The sequence below is a fragment of the Paenarthrobacter sp. NPDC090520 genome (assembly GCF_044769205.1).
Classification (GTDB): domain Bacteria; phylum Actinomycetota; class Actinomycetes; order Actinomycetales; family Micrococcaceae; genus Arthrobacter.
Genome location: NZ_JBIVXM010000002.1, coordinates 183,773 through 200,325, shown reverse-complemented (window position 1 = coordinate 200,325; position 16,553 = coordinate 183,773). Strand labels below are relative to the sequence as shown.

Annotated in this window: 14 protein-coding genes; 4 read left to right on the top strand and 10 right to left on the bottom strand. The window is 63.5% G+C overall.

Going from position 1 to position 16,553, the window contains the following annotated elements:
• Window positions 1–29: 29 nt before the first annotated feature.
• Window positions 30–1,982, top strand: a complete 1,953-nt coding sequence (locus ACIQTZ_RS03575) for a M13 family metallopeptidase (RefSeq protein ID WP_402977591.1) — start codon at window positions 30–32, stop codon at window positions 1,980–1,982.
• Window positions 1,983–2,048: 66 nt separating this feature from the next.
• Here the strand turns inward: ACIQTZ_RS03575 and ACIQTZ_RS03570 are convergent, their stop codons facing one another.
• The 5 genes from ACIQTZ_RS03570 to ACIQTZ_RS03550 all read right to left on the bottom strand — a co-directional run bounded on the left by ACIQTZ_RS03570 (window position 2,049) and on the right by ACIQTZ_RS03550 (window position 7,550).
• Window positions 2,049–3,527, bottom strand: coding sequence for an LCP family protein (locus ACIQTZ_RS03570; RefSeq protein WP_402977588.1), 1,479 nt, complete (start codon window positions 3,525–3,527; stop codon window positions 2,049–2,051).
• Window positions 3,528–3,723: 196 nt separating this feature from the next.
• The gene (gene era / locus ACIQTZ_RS03565) at window positions 3,724–4,686 is read right to left on the bottom strand and encodes a GTPase Era (RefSeq protein WP_402977585.1); all 963 of its coding nucleotides are present in this window, start codon (window positions 4,684–4,686) and stop codon (window positions 3,724–3,726) included.
• On the bottom strand, window positions 4,670–6,001 hold the full coding sequence (locus ACIQTZ_RS03560) for a hemolysin family protein (RefSeq protein WP_400332071.1): 1,332 nt from the start codon (window positions 5,999–6,001) through the stop codon (window positions 4,670–4,672). Before ACIQTZ_RS03560 ends, era begins: the two co-directional genes overlap by 17 nt.
• Window positions 5,998–6,471 (bottom strand): rRNA maturation RNase YbeY, encoded by a 474-nt coding sequence (gene ybeY, locus ACIQTZ_RS03555; RefSeq protein WP_402977582.1) that lies wholly within the window; start codon window positions 6,469–6,471, stop codon window positions 5,998–6,000. Before ybeY ends, ACIQTZ_RS03560 begins: the two co-directional genes overlap by 4 nt.
• Window positions 6,468–7,550: a PhoH family protein gene (locus ACIQTZ_RS03550; protein WP_400332068.1), complete on the bottom strand. Its 1,083-nt coding sequence runs from the start codon at window positions 7,548–7,550 to the stop codon at window positions 6,468–6,470. The genes ybeY and ACIQTZ_RS03550 overlap by 4 nt, the downstream gene beginning before the upstream one ends.
• Window positions 7,551–7,734: 184 nt before the next feature.
• Between ACIQTZ_RS03550 and ACIQTZ_RS03545 the strand changes: the two genes are divergently transcribed.
• A complete protein-coding gene (locus ACIQTZ_RS03545; protein ID WP_402977580.1) occupies window positions 7,735–8,841 on the top strand; it encodes a GerMN domain-containing protein in 1,107 nt (368 codons plus the stop codon).
• Between the two features lie 9 nt (window positions 8,842–8,850).
• Here the strand turns inward: ACIQTZ_RS03545 and ACIQTZ_RS03540 are convergent, their stop codons facing one another.
• From ACIQTZ_RS03540 to hrcA, 3 genes are read right to left on the bottom strand one after another with little or no spacing between them, the layout of a single operon-like run.
• The gene (locus tag ACIQTZ_RS03540; RefSeq protein WP_400332062.1) at window positions 8,851–9,633 is read right to left on the bottom strand and encodes a 16S rRNA (uracil(1498)-N(3))-methyltransferase; all 783 of its coding nucleotides are present in this window, start codon (window positions 9,631–9,633) and stop codon (window positions 8,851–8,853) included.
• A gap of 2 nt (window positions 9,634–9,635) precedes the next feature.
• On the bottom strand, window positions 9,636–10,766 hold the full coding sequence (dnaJ, locus tag ACIQTZ_RS03535) for a molecular chaperone DnaJ (protein WP_400269262.1): 1,131 nt from the start codon (window positions 10,764–10,766) through the stop codon (window positions 9,636–9,638).
• Between the two features lie 51 nt (window positions 10,767–10,817).
• Window positions 10,818–11,825, bottom strand: coding sequence for a heat-inducible transcriptional repressor HrcA (gene hrcA, locus ACIQTZ_RS03530; RefSeq protein WP_402977576.1), 1,008 nt, complete (start codon window positions 11,823–11,825; stop codon window positions 10,818–10,820).
• Between the two features lie 216 nt (window positions 11,826–12,041).
• On the opposite strand from hrcA, the gene ACIQTZ_RS03525 reads away from it, so the two are divergent.
• Together ACIQTZ_RS03525 and ACIQTZ_RS03520 are read left to right on the top strand one after the other, a co-directional pair.
• Entirely contained in the window at window positions 12,042–12,908 is an 867-nt protein-coding gene (locus ACIQTZ_RS03525) for a DUF3097 domain-containing protein (RefSeq protein WP_402977573.1), read from the top strand.
• A gap of 104 nt (window positions 12,909–13,012) precedes the next feature.
• Entirely contained in the window at window positions 13,013–13,426 is a 414-nt protein-coding gene (locus ACIQTZ_RS03520; protein ID WP_387437228.1) for a DUF4870 domain-containing protein, read from the top strand.
• A 12-nt stretch (window positions 13,427–13,438) separates the two neighbouring features.
• Here the strand turns inward: ACIQTZ_RS03520 and hemW are convergent, their stop codons facing one another.
• On the bottom strand, window positions 13,439–14,668 hold the full coding sequence (gene hemW, locus ACIQTZ_RS03515; protein WP_402977569.1) for a radical SAM family heme chaperone HemW: 1,230 nt from the start codon (window positions 14,666–14,668) through the stop codon (window positions 13,439–13,441).
• Window positions 14,669–16,522 (bottom strand): translation elongation factor 4, encoded by a 1,854-nt coding sequence (lepA, locus tag ACIQTZ_RS03510; protein WP_400332050.1) that lies wholly within the window; start codon window positions 16,520–16,522, stop codon window positions 14,669–14,671.
• Window positions 16,523–16,553 lie beyond the last annotated feature (31 nt).

Genomic DNA, 16,553 nt, shown 5'->3' with positions numbered 1-16,553 from the left:
CGGCTGCAGCGTCCATCCAAGGAGCCACAGTGCCACAGTCGGGGATCACTCTTTCCAACATCGATCACAACGTCCGGCCGCAGGACGATCTTTACCAGCACGTCAACGGAGCCTGGCTTAACAACACAACCATTCCGGACGACCGCCCGTTGGAAGGCACCTTTACCGCCCTGCGCGACGAAGCGGAACTGGCAGTAAAGGCGATCATCGAAGAAGCTGCTGGCAAGGGCGAGGCCGCGACCGGCGTCGAACGGAAAGTCGGCGGTCTCTACGCAAGCTTCATGGACGAGGCGGCCGCTGAGGCCAAGGGGCTCGACCCCGTTCGCGGCCGTCTCGAGGATGTCCGCGCGGTGTCCTCCAGCGGTGACCTCGTTGCCCTGATCGGACGGTTGTTCCGTTCCGATGTCTCCGGGCTCTTCGGTATCTACCCCGCCCCGGATGCCGGCAATCCCGAGCGCATCCTCCTGTACATCAGCCAGGGCGGCCTGGGCCTGCCGGACGAGTCGTACTACCGTGAAGAGAAATTCGCTCCCATCGTCACCGCCTACGGTGAGTACATTTCGAAGCTCTTCAGCCTGGCCGGCGTACCGGACGCCGAGGCGGCCGCAGGCCGGATCGTTGCCCTGGAGACATCGCTCGCCTCCCACCACTGGGACAACGTCACACTGCGGGATCCGCAGAAAACCTACAACCTCAAGACCGCGAAAGAGGCGGCCGACCTCTTCCCCCTGCTCAATGCATGGTTCGAGGCAGCCCGCATTGACGAAGGGAAACGCACGGAAATCGTGGTCAGCACGCCCGACTTCTTTGCCGGCGCCGCCGGGCTGCTGGAGTCGGCCGACCTTGCGACGTGGAAGGAATGGCTCACCCTTCGTGTCCTCGGCTCGGCTGCGCCCTACCTGTCCGCTGAGTTCGTTGATGCGAACTTCGACTTCTACGGCACCACGCTCAGCGGCACTCCGCAAAACAAGGAACGCTGGAAGCGTGGCGTGGCGGTGGTGGAGTCAGCCCTGGGTGAAGCAGTAGGCCAGATCTACGTTGAACGGCATTTCCCGCAAGGCCACAAAGCACGGATGCAAACCCTGGTTGCAAACCTGATCGAGGCGTACCGCGCCAGCATTTCCTCCCTTGAGTGGATGGGCGAGGCGACCAAGGCGGAGGCCCTGAAGAAACTGGAAGCCTTCCGCCCCAAGATCGGCTTCCCCGAGAAGTGGATCGACTACTCCGCCGTTGAGATCCACCCCAATGACCTCCTGGGCAATGTGGAGCGCGCCCACGACGCAGACATCGACCGCCACCTGGATGAAATCGGCAAGCCGGTGGACCTCAACAAGTGGCTCATGACGCCGCAGACGGTCAACGCCTACTACCACCCGATGCTGAACGAAATCGTCTTCCCCGCAGCCATCCTGCAGCCACCGTTCTTCAACGCGGACGCGGACGACGCTGTGAACTACGGCGGCATCGGCGCAGTGATCGGCCATGAAATCGGCCACGGTTTTGACGATCAGGGGTCCCAATTCGACGGCAGTGGCGCCCTGCGCAACTGGTGGACCGAAGAGGACCGCGCGGCCTTCGAGACCCGCACCGCCAAGCTGGTTGCCCAGTACGACGCCCTGTCTCCCTATGCCGCACCGGACCACAAAGTCAACGGCAAGCTCACGCTGGGCGAAAACATTGGCGACCTCGGCGGACTCACCATCGCCTACAAGGCCTACCTCCTCAGCCTCGACGGTGCCGAGCCGGAGGTGATCGATGGTTTCACAGGACAGCAGCGCTTCTTCATGTCCTGGGCTGCGGGATGGCGCCAAGTGATCCGTTCCGAGGAAGCCATCCGACGCCTCGCCACTGATCCCCACTCCCCCAACGAATTCCGGACCAACGCGATCGCCCGGAACCTCAACGCCTTCCATGAAGCCTTCAATGTCCAAGAGCAGGACACCATGTGGATGGCACCCGGGGAGCGCGTCAGCATCTGGTAAACGTCAGCAATGAACAGTGGCCGGTTCCCACCAGGGAACCGGCCACTGTTCATTAAGTCCGGATAGTTACTGGGTGATGTAGAGGGGGTTCACTTGTTGGCACACCGCATCCTTGGCCGTCTGGTTCACCACATCCGTAGGAACTGAAGCCGCACCATACGCGGTACCGCTTGCAAAGTCCGTACCCACGTAAACCTGGACTCCGGAAACGCCCGCGGCTTGTTTGACCTGGGTTGCCGGGATACCGAAGAGCGCCGCCACATCCGTAGCCACGTCAGCGAAGTCGGCACCGTAGTAAACGACCGTCTGTTCCACCGGGTTGGCCAGATAGGACACCGCCTGGGTGAATCCACTTCCGGTCAGAACGGACATGATTTCCTGTGCCCGCGTACCCACGCCACTGCCATTGGCCACGGAAACGGGCTGGATGGCCTTGTTGTACGCCGGCGCCGGAGGCGCAACCGTAGTGGGTGCAGCCGACGCCGCGTCCGTGGCGGAAGGCGTTGCCGAAGGACTCGACGTAGCTCCCGGGTTGGTCAGGTCAAGGTCCGCGCGGAGCGCAGCAAAGAGCTGCGAGGCCTGGGGTTCCACCAATTCAAGCCTGTTGGGATCAATGGCCGCCGGCTGGGTGGGTACAGAGACAAACGCCACCTTGGAGACATCAATGTCCTTCAACCGGCCGCCGATGGTCAGCAACGTTGGGACCGAGGCCAAGCCTTCGTCCACCGTGAGGTTCTGTGTCACCACATCGGCAATCTGCAGCAGGCGCTGCGGGTTGGCCAAGGTGCCTTCCGACTTCAACTTCCGGGTCAGGGAAGAAAGGAAGGCCTGCTGCCCCTTGATGCGGCCAAGGTCGCCGCCGTCGCCGAACGCATGGCGCGTACGGAGGAAGGCCAAAGCCTGCTCACCTTCCACCTGCGAGTTGCCCTTGGCAAGGCGAAGGCCGGAGTCGGGGTCGAAAACGGGGTCGCTGACGCACACGTCCACGCCGCCAACGGCCTTGGACAACTCCTTGACCGCGTTGAAGTCTGCCATCATGAAGTGGTCCACGGTGAGGCCCGTGAGCTTGTTGATCGTATCCACGGCGCAACCGATCCCGGCTTCCGCCATGGCGGCATTGATCATGACGCCACTGCGCGCGGGGAAGGTCTGGTTGTTGGTGTGGTCGGTGCATTGCGGGACGTCGACCAGCAGGTCACGAGGGAAGCTCATGACGCTGACCCGCTTGTTGTCGGCAGAGATGTCCAGCAACATCATGACGTCCGAGTGGCCGTAGCCCGTGGAATCCTCAGACGTGCCGTATTGCGCGTTCTTGCCGTCGCGGGTGTCGGATCCCAGGATGAGGATCTGGAGCCTGTCCGACTTGTCGTTGACAGTGGCATCGCCGGAAACCCGCTCGTCGCCGGCGCTCAGCGGTGCCTTGGTGATGTTGCTCTGGAGCCGGATGAACCAGAATGCCGCGAAAGCTACGCCGGCCACCAAAGCCACGGAAACCACTCCGGTAACGATTTTCAGCCACACGGGCAGCCCCTTGGGCGCGTTCATGTGGCGCGGAGTTCCTTCGGGACCCCCACCATGGCGCGCCTCACCGGGAGCAGCGGTGCCGGTGCCCTGGGCGTGGGCTTCACGACGTCGCACTATTCGGTTACCTTTCCTCAAACAGGTGAATCTCCGCAATCATAGTGGCCGTTTCTGTGAACTTGCTCATCCATCCCCTGACCACGCCGATGCATAGGGCCAATCAGAAGCCCAGCTTCACCAATTGCTTGGGGTCCCGCTGCCAGTCTTTGGCGACCTTGACGTGCAAATCCAGGTAGATACGGGTGCCCAGCAGGGTTTCGATACCTTTGCGTGCGTTGGTGCCCACCTCGCGCAGCCGGCTTCCGCCCTTGCCAATGATGATGGCCTTCTGCGAGGGACGCTCCACGTAAAGATTGACGCGGACATCCAGCAGGGGGTTGTCCTCGGTACGGCCCTCACGGGGAACAATCTCCTCGACCACCACGGCCAACGAGTGCGGAAGTTCGTCGCGGACACCTTCGAGTGCCGCCTCGCGGATCAGTTCGGCAATCATGACTGCTTCAGGTTCGTCGGTCAGTTCGCCATCCGGGTAGAGCGGCGGAGATGACGGCATGTGCCCAATGAGGACATCGGCAACCGTGTTGACCTGGAATCCATCGGCGGCCGAAACGGGGACGATGTCCGCCCACCCCTGGTCTCCGAGGACTTCCCTTCCCAGTTCGGCGACGGCAAGCAATTGCTCAGTCAGGGCCTGCCGGTCCACCAGGTCGGTCTTCGTCACGATCGCCACGATGGGCTTGCGGCCCACTCCCGCCAATTGGGCGGCGATGTACTTGTCGCCGGGGCCGATCTTCTCGTTCGCAGGAAGGCAGAAACCAATGGCATCTACCTCTGCCAGGGTGTCCGCCACAAGTTCGTTGAGCCGCTTGCCCAGCAGGGTGCGGGGACGGTGGAGTCCGGGAGTATCCACGAGGATGAGCTGGGCATCTTCCCGGTGCACGATGCCGCGGATCGTGTGCCGCGTGGTCTGCGGTTTGGCCGACGTGATGGCCACCTTCTGCCCCACCAAGGCATTGGTCAAAGTGGATTTACCGGCGTTGGGGCGGCCAACCAGGACCGAGAAACCGGCGTGGAAGCCGCCGAATGCGTCCTCGGCGTCGAATTTCTTATTTTGCTTGCTCACGTGGAACTCCCTGTTGCGTTGTGCCGGCCTCGTCGAGAAGGTCTTCAAGGTCAGTTTCTTCTTTTGGCATTGCTGCCGCAATGATGTGGCTGACCCGGTTTCGCCGACCCTCAAGCCTATCGGCCCTGAGCGACACCCCGTTCACCTCCACTGAACTTCCCACGATCGGTACCTGGCCCAGCGCCTTCGCCAGGAGGCCACCCACCGTGTCCACCTCGTCGTCGTCGAGATCCATGTCGAAGAGTTCGCCGAGATCGTCGATGCTCATGCGGGCGCTGACACGGTAGGTTCCGTCGCCCAGGTCAACAGCCTCTTCCGCCGCGGCGTCGTACTCGTCCACGATTTCCCCGACGATTTCCTCGATGAGGTCCTCAAGGGTCACCAGGCCGGCCGTGCCACCGTACTCGTCGATCACGATGGCCACGTGCGTCGATTCCTGCTGGAGTTCCTTCAAGAGGTCGCTCACCGGCTTGGACTCCGGAACGTACCGGACCTCGCGGGCCAGCGAATCGACGTCGTGCGGCTGCAGGCCGTGCTCGTTGCGGTGGAGCGCCGCAGCAACGTCCTTAAGGTAGAGGATGCCCCGGATCTGGTCGGTGTTCTCGCCGATGACCGGAATCCGCGAATAGCCTGACCGGAGAAACAGGGCCATCGCCGCTTCCAGCCCGGAACCGGTACCGATGCTGACGATGTCCGTTCGGGGAACCATGACCGACCGCACCAAGGTATCCCCAAAGTCGAACACCGAGTGGATGAGTTCGGCCTCGTTGTCCTCGATCATGTCCGACTCGGCCGCGCGGTCCACGAACTCCCGGAACTCTTCCTCGCTGACGAAAGCGTCGTCGCCGCCCGGGGCGCCGGGTGCCACCGCGCTGCCCAGGGCCACGAGCCACCCGGGAATTGGTCCGAGTATCCAGCAGAGGAACCGGATCAGCGGTGCCGTGAACCGCACCACCGGACCTGAGTGCGCCCTCCCCAGCTGCCGCGGCGAAACCCCAACCAGGACAAAACCTATGACCGCCATGATGCCGGTGGCTGCGAGCCCGGCGAGCCATACGTTGTCCAACAGGCTGTGAAGTACGACGGCGACCGCCACCGCAGCTGCCATTTCGAACCATACGCGCCAAAAGCGCAGCGCGCGGATGTGCGCAACGGGGTTCTGGAGGATGCTCCCCAGTGCTTTGCCCTTGCTCCGGTGCACGGATTGTTCAGCTTCATGCCGGGGCAGGAAATTGAAGGCGGCCTCGGCCGCCGTCAGAAGGGCGACAAAGCTCAGGAAGACCAGCGCCATGCCGACCAGGAGGAGCGAGGTCACTGCATGGTCTCCATGGGGGCATCCTTGCCCAGGAACTCAGACAGCAGTTCGCGCTGCAGGCCGAACATCTCTTCCTTCTCGTCCGGCTCGGCGTGGTCGAAGCCCAGCAGGTGCAGGATGCCGTGGGTGGTCAACAACAACATCTCGTCCTGCGTGGGGTGTCCCGCATTGCGTGCCTGGACTTCGGCCACCTGCGGGCAAATGGCAATATCGCCGAGCATGCCCTGGGGTGTGGGCCGGTCCGGCGTGCCCTGCGTCAACTCGTCCATCGGGACGGACAGCACATCCGTGGCCCCTGGCTCATCCATGAGTTCGATGTGGAGTTTCTCCATGGCCGCCTCATCCACCAACAAGATGGACAGCTCGGCCTGGGGGTGGATGTACAAGCGCTCGAAGATGAAGCGCGACAACGTGACCAGCTGGGCTTCGTCCACCTCCACGCCGGATTCGTTGTTGACCTCAATGCTCATTTGTGTTCTCCGCGTTTGTGCTGGGTGCCCGCTGTCGCCGGGCGGTGGGCGTCGTCCCATTTGCTGTACGCAGAAACAATGTCTGCCACGAGGCGGTGCCTGACGACGTCGGCCGCCTCCAGGATCGAGAAGTTGACGTCGTCGATGCCCGTCAGGATCTCCCTCACGATCCGCAGGCCGGACGTTGCGCCGAAGGGAAGGTCGATCTGGGTCACGTCTCCCGTCACAACCATCTTGGAACCGAAACCAAGGCGCGTCAGGAACATCTTCATCTGCTCCGGAGTAGTGTTCTGCGCCTCGTCCAGGATGATGAAGGCATCGTTGAGCGTCCGACCACGCATGTAGGCCAGCGGGGCAACTTCGATGGTGCCGGCGGCCATGAGGCGGGGAATCGACTCGGGGTCCATCATGTCGTGCAAGGCGTCGTACAGCGGACGGAGGTAGGGGTCGATCTTGTCGCTGAGGGTACCGGGAAGGAAGCCCAGCCGCTCCCCTGCTTCCACTGCCGGACGCGTCAGGATGATCCGGCTGACTTCCTTGTTTTGCAAGGCCTGGACGGCCTTTGCCATGGCCAGGTACGTCTTGCCCGTACCGGCCGGGCCGATGCCGAAGATCACGGTGTTGTCGTCGATGGCGTCGACGTAGTTCTTCTGGTTCAGCGTCTTGGGGCGGATGGTCTTGCCCCGGCTGGACAGGATGTTGTGTGTCAGGACGTCAACAGGGTTCTGGACGGACTGCGCCCCCAGCAGGGAAACGAGCTGCTGCAGGATGTCCGGCGTGACGGTAGTGCCCTTGGCGACGAGCCCGCGCACTTCTTCCAGAAGCCGCATGATCCGCGGGATGACCGCCGACGGACCGGACATGGACAACTCGTTGCCCCGCACATGGAAGTTGACGTCCGGGAACTGGTCCTCGATGTAACGCAGGGCTTCGTCGTGGCTGCCCAGCGAGTGAACCATCTGGTCTGAATTGTCGAACGTGACGATTTCCGTGCGCGTGCCCGGCAAGGTGTGCGGGAACTCTGTGGCCGCCGGGTTCCCGTTGCCGGTCCGCAGCCGCCCATTCAGGGATTCACTCATAGTGCTGGCCGTACGGCCTGTTCTCCTCCGGTTGGTTATCGTCTTTTCCCCGGTCAGGCGCCGCGCCCACCGTGGTCCGGCCATATGCCGGAATGCCTTCAATCCTACGCCAGCAAGCTGCCGTCCGAACTGGCACGGCACCATCGCACGAAGAGCCGGATGCCACCACCGCTACGTTGGCTGTTTGTCTCAACTCGGCATCAAGCCGGTATCAATCCTGTTTCAGTTGGTGCCGGCCCGGCAAAACCCGGCCAGCCGCCGTCGGACGTATGCCAAGCTGGCAAGGCGGGGTGAAAAGTCCGCCCGCGCAGGACCGGATGCCCACTCCGGCGGAAGCAAGGCAAGGAAACCCCACATCACGCAGTCAGCCACCCCACAGCAAGGCGCCCGCAAGCGGACGAAGTCCGCCGTTGCCGCGCCCGCTATGGCTGCCGTCCTGTTCCTGACCGGTTGCATCGCCAACGGCGGCACCACCGCGCCCACCTCAAGCCCGGCCATCAATGTCCAGGACGCCCCCGCGAGCAACGCGCCGTTGGAAACCACCCAGGCCTCCACCAAGATCCCGGTCTATTGGATCGGGCGGAGCAAGGACAACGTCTACCTCTACCGCGAGTTCCGGGACATCTCCGGCGACGGGAACCCCGTCACCACGGCCTTGCGCATCATGATGGCCGAGAAGCCGCTGGACCACGATTTCTTCACCCCATGGCAGGAACCCGGCAGCCTGGCCACATCGATCTCAGGCAAGAACGTCATCACGGTGGACATTTCGCGGGACGCCTTCAACTCGAACCTCGACGCCGGCATGGCCCAACGGGCGGTCCAGCAGTTGGTGTACACAGCCACTGCAGCAGCCTCGTCCTCCGGGCTGATCAACTCCGGGCAACAGATCCAGGTGGTCATCCTGGTGGATGGACACACCGACTTCATGGCCTTCGGCCAAGTGAAACTCGGCCAACCCATGGCGAGGGACGCCTCGATGGTGGCTCCCCTGTGGATCATCGACCCCCAGGAGGACACGACTTTGCCGGCCGGTGCCGTCAAGTTCAACGGCCGCAGCACGGACAGCTCCAAGCCGGTGAACTGGCAAATCCTGCAGGATAACGGCGGCGCCAGGACCAGCCTGCTCACCGGCCAAGTGAAATCCACCGGTGAACCGGGACAATTCGGCGTCTTCACCTTCAGCGCCACGCTGAAGCCCGGGCGCTACGAGCTTCGCGTGACCCAGGTGGACAGTTCCGGGCAAGCCGACGAATCGACACTGGATACCAGGCTCTTCAACGTCAACTGACGCCCTGGGTCAAGCCTCCTGCCAGCGCCCCAGGACATCGCTCGCCAGTACGACGGCGGCAGGCCCGGCCGTCGATGACCTCAGGACATGGTGGCCCAACAGGGCCGTCACGGCACCAGCATCGCTCAGGCGGGTTACTTCGCGCGGCGAGATGCCACCCTCCGGTCCAACGATCAACAGGACTTCCCGGGGTGCGTGAGGGTCGGCACCGGCCAGTTGGGCCGCGCCTTCCAGGACGGACCGCAGTCCATTCTTTGCATCCTCATGGAGGATGACGGCCACGTCTGCCTCAGCGACTGCCTTGGCCAGCGATGCGGAGTCCACGATGGACCTGACCTCGGGGATCCAGGCGCGACGTGCCTGCTTGGCAGCGGCGGTGACCACCGACTGCCACTTTGCATGGGCCTTGGCCGCACGGTCGCCCTTCCACCGCACGATGGAACGTTCCGCCTGCCAGGGAATGACAGCGTCGATGCCGAGTTCCGTGGCGGTCTCGATGGCGAGCTCGTCCCGGTCGCCCTTGGCCAGGGCCTGGACCAGCACCAGCCGCACCGACGGTTGTTCCTCGAAGACCACGTCCGTTGCCGTCACCGAAAGCGAGCCTTGGCCGGCGTCGGACACCTTGCCAGTGAGCCGGGCGCCGGACCCGTCCGCGAGATCCACGGGTTCGCCGACGGCCAGCCGCTTCACGGTCACGGCGTGGCGGGCTTCAGGACCTTCGAGGATGAACACGGAACCCGGCCCCAGTCCGTCCAGGCTCCCGGCCGGGGTGAAGAAGACGGGGTTGCTCACCGCTACAGGTTACCGAGCTTGTCCCGGAGCTTGGCGAACATGCCGCCACTGGCTACGAGCTTGCCTTCCGTGAACTGCTCACCGCGCAACTTCGCAAGCTGCCTCAGCAGGTCTTCCTGCGCGGCATCCAGCTTGACCGGCGTCTCGACGTGCAAGTGCACCTTGAGGTCTCCGCGGCCGTAGCCACGAAGATGGGTGACCCCCAAACCGCGGAGGGTAATGATTTCACCCGACTGCGTGCCCGCCTTGACGTCGATTTCCTGGGCGCCATCGAAGGTCTCCAGGGTCAGTTCCGTTCCCAGCGCGGCAGCAGTCATCGGCACGCTCAGTGTTGCGTGGAGGTCGTCGCCTTCGCGGATGTACGTGGAATCGCTGTTGACGCGGATCTCAACGTAGAGGTCGCCGGCAGGGCCTCCGGCAGGGCCTGCCTCACCCTGGCCGGACAGCTGGATGCGCGTTCCCGTTGCCACGCCCGCCGGCACCTTGATGGTCAGCGAGCGGCGGCTGCGGATGCGGCCCTGGCCGCTGCACTCGTTGCAGGGGTCCTTGATGATGGTGCCGAAGCCTTCGCAGGAGCCACACGGGGCCGTGGTCATGACTTGGCCGAGGATGGAGCGCACTGCCCGCTGGACCTGGCCGCTGCCACCACAGATGTCGCAGCGTTCAGGGTGCGTTCCGGGACGGCAGCAGCTGCCATCACAGGTGGGGCAGACAACCGCGGTGTCGACTTCAAGCTTCTTGTTGACGCCGAAGACCGCGTCCTTGAGGTCGATGCGGACGCTGATGAGGGCATCCTGGCCGCGCCGGACGCGGGAGGCAGGACCTGCGTGTCCCCCGCCGCCACCGCCAAAGAAGGTATCGAAGATGTCCTGGAAGGCAAAGCCCTGCCCGGAGTAGCCGCCACCGAAACCGTTGTCGGTTCCGTTCTCGTTGCCGGTGGCGTCGTACACGCGGCGTTTCTGCGGGTCGGACAGCACTTCGTAGGCGTGCGTCACGGCCTTGAACTGCTCAGCGACATCCTCGCCCGGGTTCACGTCCGGGTGCAGTTTTCGCGCCAACTTGCGGTACGCCTTTTTGATCTCTTCTCCGGTGGCTTCCGGGGAGACTCCCAAAACGTCATAGTGGCTGCTCAAAGTCAGTATCTCTTCCTTGTTGTGCTGCGGTTCTTACGTTGGTGGCCGGCCTCAGCCGCCGAGAATACGGGAAAGGTAGCGGGCCACGGCCCGCACGGCGGCCATGGTGGTGGGATAGTCCATCCGGGTGGGCCCCAGGATGCCCACCTTGGCGCCGGAGCCGTAACCCGTGGCGACCACCGAGGCCTCGGACAGCCCGTCATAGGGGTTCTCCCGGCCGATGCTGACGGTGACCCCGCGTGGATCATCACCCATGTCAGACAACAACCGAAGCATCACTACTTGTTCCTCGAGGGCCTCAAGTACCGGGCCGATGCTCAGGGGGAAGTCCACGTTGGAGCGGGCCAGGTTTGCTGTTCCCGCCATCAGGATGCGCTCTTCGCGGCCGGTATCGCTGAGGGATTGGAGTCCGGAGGCCAGGACCTGCGCCACCCCACGGACTTCCGGCCTGCACAAGGCCACGACGGAGGGCAGCACCTGCGGCAACAGCTCCAAGGGAGTGCCGGCAATGCTGCCCAGGAACCTCGCACGCAGGGCCAGCAACGACTCGTTGCTGACCTCGGTTCCGGCATCGATGACTTTTTGTCCCACGCTGCCGGTGTCCGCGATCAGGACCACCAACACCTGCTTGGGTGCCAGCAGCACGAACTCCACATGCCGGACCAGGGCCCGCTTGGAGTGCGGGTATTGCACCACCGCTACCTGGTTGGTCAACTGCGACAGGAGCCTGACTGTCCGCTCCAGGATGTCGTCAAGATCGTCGGGGCCTTCAAGCAGGGAATGGATGGCCCGGCGCTCGGCGGCCGAGAGCGGCTTCACTTGGGAAATCCGGTCCACGAACAACCTGTAGCCCTTGTCCGTGGGAATGCGGCCCGCGCTGGTGTGCGGGGCGGCAATGAGGCCTTCCTCTTCCAGGACGGCCATGTCATTCCTGATGGTGGCACTGGAAACGCCCAGATGGTGCCTCTCCACCAATGCCTTGGACCCGACAGGTTCGCGAGAGTGCACGTAATCCTCGACGATGGCACGCAACACTTCCAGCTTGCGCGGCTCACTCATGTGCAACACCTCCTGTCGACGCTCCGAATGCGGGCTGCCCGGCATGGGATGGACCCGGACTGACCCTTGCTTTTAGCACTCAACATGCCTAAGTGCTAACAAGTCTAGTATGGGCCACCCCGTTGCTAGCATTGAAAACGCCCGCGGATGACGTCCGGGGAGCCGGCTCCACCCGTTACCGGCCCATCAAACCCAGCGCGAAGAGGTATGAAGTCCTTGGCTTTCGACACATGGGGTCCGCAGGACCTTTCCGCACCCGTCAAACAGCAGCTTCCCGAAGTGCCTGTCCAGCGCGGGATGGTCCTGGAAGACGTCCAATCCGGGTGGGTGGGCGAGGTCGTCCGGGTAGAGAAGTCCGGCGGAATGCACATCGTGTCGCTTGAGGACCGCCGGGGCAAGACGCGGTCCTTCCAACTGGGGTTCGGCTTCCTCCTGGAGGGCCAGGCCATTCGTCTGCTCCCCCCGGCCGCCAGGCAACCGGCCGGCGCTGTCCAGGCCGGCGCTGTCCAGCCCGGCCGGACGGCGTCGGGCTCTGTCAAAGTCCAGGGCCAACGCGCACAAGTGGCAAAAGCCAGCCGGATCTGGGTGGAAGGCAAGCACGACGCCGAACTCGTAGAAAAGGTCTGGGGTGACGACCTCCGGGTGGAAGGCATCGTCGTGGAGCCGCTACATGGCGTGGACGACCTCCGGTCCGCCATCGCCGCCTTCGGACCCGGACCGCAACGCAAGCTCGGAATCCTGGTGGACCACTTGGTGGCCGGTTCGAAGGAGTCACGCATTGCGGCCGAGGCCATGCAGGTACCGGGAGCCACGGGAAACGTGTTGATCGTGGGACACCCCTACGTCGATGTATGGCAGGCGATCCGCCCCAAGGTACTGGGCATCGAACAGTGGCCCGACGTGCCTCGCGGCACGGACTGGAAGACGGGAATCCTGAGGGCTTTCGGCTGGCCGCACGAAACGGCGGAGGACATCGGGCTTGGTTGGCAGCGCTTGCTCGGGGCTGTGCGGACGTATGCGGACCTGGAAGCGTCCCTTCTGGGGCGCGTGGAGGAAGTCATCGACTTCCTGACCGCCCCCTGAGCAGGGACACCTGCCCGTTTCAGGGACGGATGGTCCCTGCAGGGAGTCCGGACCCAGTATTCTGGGACAGCAACACCGCATTTTTACAGCAAAGGGAAGACACCGTGGCAGAGAACGCTCCAGAAGAACAGGGCAGGGCCGCAGGCCAGCCCCAGTACCATGGCGCACCTGCGAATGCACTGCCCCTCACGGCAAGCGAAGACCGGCAGTGGGCCACGTTGGCGCACTTCGGTGGAATCCTCGGCTGCCTTCCGTCCTTGCTCATCTACTTGATCTTCCGCGAGCGTGGACCGTTTACGGCGCAGGAGTCCAAGGAAGCCCTGAACTTCACGCTTCCGCCCACCATCGCGGCCGTGTTGGCGAACATCCTGGTCCTGCTGCCGGTTGTGGGCAACATCTTCGCGGTCATCGCGACAGCCATCTGGGTGGCCTTGACGTGCTTCTCGGTTTCCGCGGGCATCCGCGTCAACCACGGCCAACCCCACCGCTACCGTTTCAACCTGCGCTGGATCAAATAGCGCCGCGGGCGGTCAGTCCGGCAGGATCCTGCGCACCACTGCGTCCGCCAACAAACGGCCCTTGAGGGTCAGCACCAAGCGGCCCTTGAAGGCCGCAGCGGGATCCACCAGGCCATCGGCAATCAGCCCGGCCATGGCATGTCTGCCCACTTTGTCCAAGGCATCCACGTCCAATCCCGAGCCAAGGCGCGCCTCAAGCATGATGCGCTCCACTTCCCGCGTACCGGCGTCGAGGGTTTCCCTGCCCGCAGCAGGCGACGTTGCCGCCGCCAGGCGTGAAGCGTAGGCAGTGGGGTGCTTGACGTTCCACCACCGGACACCGCCAACATGGGAATGGGCTCCCGGGCCGATCCCCCACCAGTCGTCGCCCCGCCAATAGGCGAGGTTGTGGCGGCACGCCTGTTCGGGAGTCCTGGCCCAGTTGCTGACCTCGTACCAGGTGAGGCCTGCCGCTGAAATCAGCTGGTCGGCGAGCTCGTACTTTGCTGCGTGGTCGTCGTCGTCGATTCCCGGCACTTCCCCACGCCGGATCTGGGCAGCCAGTTTGGTGCCATCCTCGACGATCAGCGCGTACGCACTGATGTGGTCAGGATTGTAGGACAGGGCGGTTTCCAAGGACAGCCGCCAGTCGTCCATGGACTCACCCGGGGTGCCGTAGATCAGGTCGAGGCTTACCGCCAGGCCCGCGTCGCGTGCCCATTGAACAACCAGCGGGACCCTGCTGGGGGTGTGGGTGCGGTCAAGGACCTTGAGGACATGCGGCACAGCGGACTGCATGCCGAACGACACCCGGGTAAACCCGGCATCCGCGAGCACTTGGAGGGACTCGGGCGTGACGGAATCAGGGTTCGCCTCGGTGGTCACCTCTGCGTCCGGCCCAAGTCCCCAGTGTCCGACGGCGGCACGCAGGATCCGTGCCAGGTCTTCCGCCGGGAGCAGCGTAGGGGTGCCACCGCCGAAGAAGACGGTGCTCAGCGGGCGGGATGGAACGCCGGAAGCCTCCAGCGCGCGAACGGCGAAATCCACTTCGGCCACGGCCGTGCCGGCATAGGCGTCCTGCGACGCGCCGCCGCCCAGTTCAGTGGCGGTGTAGGTGTTGAAATCGCAGTAACCGCAGCGGACCGCGCAAAAAGGGATGTGGACATACAGGCCGAATTTACGGTCTTGGACGCCACTGAGCACCTGCGGGGGCAGGAGCCCGTCCGCAGGTGCCGGATCGCCCAAAGGAAGGACGCTGGGCATTTATTTCTTGGCCTTGTCCTTGGACTCGTCCGTGGTGAGGGCTGCGATGAAGGCCTCTTGGGGAACCTCCACACGACCCACCATCTTCATGCGCTTCTTGCCCTCTTTTTGCTTCTCAAGCAGCTTGCGCTTACGGGTGATGTCACCGCCATAGCACTTGGCAAGGACGTCCTTGCGGATGGCCCTGATGCTTTCACGGGCGATGATCCGCGAGCCGATGGCGGCCTGGATGGGCACCTCGAATTGTTGCCTCGGAATGAGCTCGCGAAGCTTCGAGGTCATCATGACCCCGTACGAGTAGGCCTTGTCGCGGTGGGTGATGGCACTGAAGGCATCCACCTGTTCGCCCTGAAGGAGGATATCCACCTTGACGAGATCAGCCACCTGTTCGCCGTCCGCCTTCCAGTCCAGCGACGCATAGCCACGGGTCTTGGACTTGAGGAGGTCGAAGAAGTCGAACACGATTTCAGCAAGCGGAATCCAGTACCTGAGCTCAACACGATCCTCGGAGAGGTAGTCCATGCCCTTCATCTGGCCGCGGCGGCTTTGGCAGAGTTCCATGATGGCACCGACGAACTCATTGGGGGCGAGGACAGTAGCCGACACCATCGGCTCACGGACCTCGGCGATCTTACCCACAGGGTACTCACTCGGGTTCGTGACGTGGACCACCTTCTTGTCCTCGAGCGTTACCTCGTACTCCACGTTGGGCGCAGTTGAGATGAGGTCGAGGTTGTACTCCCGCTCCAGGCGCTCACGCGTGATTTCAAGGTGCAGCAGGCCGAGGAAACCGACCCGGAATCCAAAGCCCAGCGCTGCCGAAGTCTCCGGCTCGTACACGAGCGCCGCGTCGTTGAGCATCAGCTTTTCCAGGGCGTCGCGGAGGACCGGGTAATCCGTACCATCCAGCGGATAGAGACCGGAGAAGACCATGGGCTTGGCGTCGGCGTAGCCGCTGAGCGACTCGGATGCCGGCTTGGCCAGGTTGGTGACCGTATCACCAACCTTGGACTGGCGGACATCCTTCACTCCGGTGATGAGGTATCCCACCTCACCCACACCGAGGCCCTTGGATGGCGTGGGTTCCGGTGAGCTGACACCGATTTCCAGCAGCTCATGCGAAGCGCGGGTGGACATCATCTGGATGCGTTCGCGTGGGTTGAGCTTGCCGTCCACCACCCGGACATAGGTAACTACGCCACGATAGGTGTCATACACCGAGTCAAAGATCATGGCTCGCGCAGGGGCATTGGGATCGCCAACGGGAGCCGGGAGATCGTGAACAATCTTGTCCAGGAGCGCCTCGACGCCTACGCCGGTCTTGCCGGACACCTTGAGGACGTCATCCGGGTCGCCACCAATGAGATTGGCCAGTTCAGCCGCATACTTCTCCGGCTGGGCTGCCGGGAGGTCAATCTTGTTCAGCACGGGAATGATGGTGAGGTTGTTTTCCATCGCCAAGTAAAGGTTGGCCAGGGTCTGCGCCTCGATGCCCTGGGCCGCGTCGACCAGCAGCACTGCGCCTTCACAAGCTGCCAGGGAGCGGGAGACCTCGTACGTAAAGTCCACGTGGCCGGGGGTGTCGATCATGTTCAGGGCGTAGGCGGTGCCTTCGACTTCCCACGGCATCCGGACGGCCTGGGACTTGATGGTGATGCCGCGCTCACGCTCAATGTCCATGCGGTCCAGATACTGGGCCTTCATGTCGCGCTGCTGAACGACGCCGGTGAACTGCAACATGCGGTCGGCCAGGGTGGACTTGCCGTGGTCGATGTGGGCGATGATGCAGAAGTTCCGGATGATGGCCGGATCTGTTGCGGCGGGCACCGGTGCGGTGCGGGCCATGGGAGACACGCAGGGTCCTAACTGTCGGCATTCACGCGGC

Bases quoted from the DNA above. Each gene is read 5' to 3' on its own strand.
- ACIQTZ_RS03570 (WP_402977588.1), bottom strand. From the start codon at position 3,527: ATGAACGCGCCCAAGGGGCTGCCCGTGTGGCTGAAAATCGTTACCGGA.
- hemW (WP_402977569.1), bottom strand. From the start codon at position 14,668: ATGCCCAGCGTCCTTCCTTTGGGCGATCCGGCACCTGCGGACGGGCTC.
- ACIQTZ_RS03550 (WP_400332068.1), bottom strand. From the start codon at position 7,550: ATGAGTGAATCCCTGAATGGGCGGCTGCGGACCGGCAACGGGAACCCG.
- ybeY (WP_402977582.1), bottom strand. From the start codon at position 6,471: ATGAGCATTGAGGTCAACAACGAATCCGGCGTGGAGGTGGACGAAGCC.
- hrcA (WP_402977576.1), bottom strand. From the start codon at position 11,825: ATGAGTGAGCCGCGCAAGCTGGAAGTGTTGCGTGCCATCGTCGAGGAT.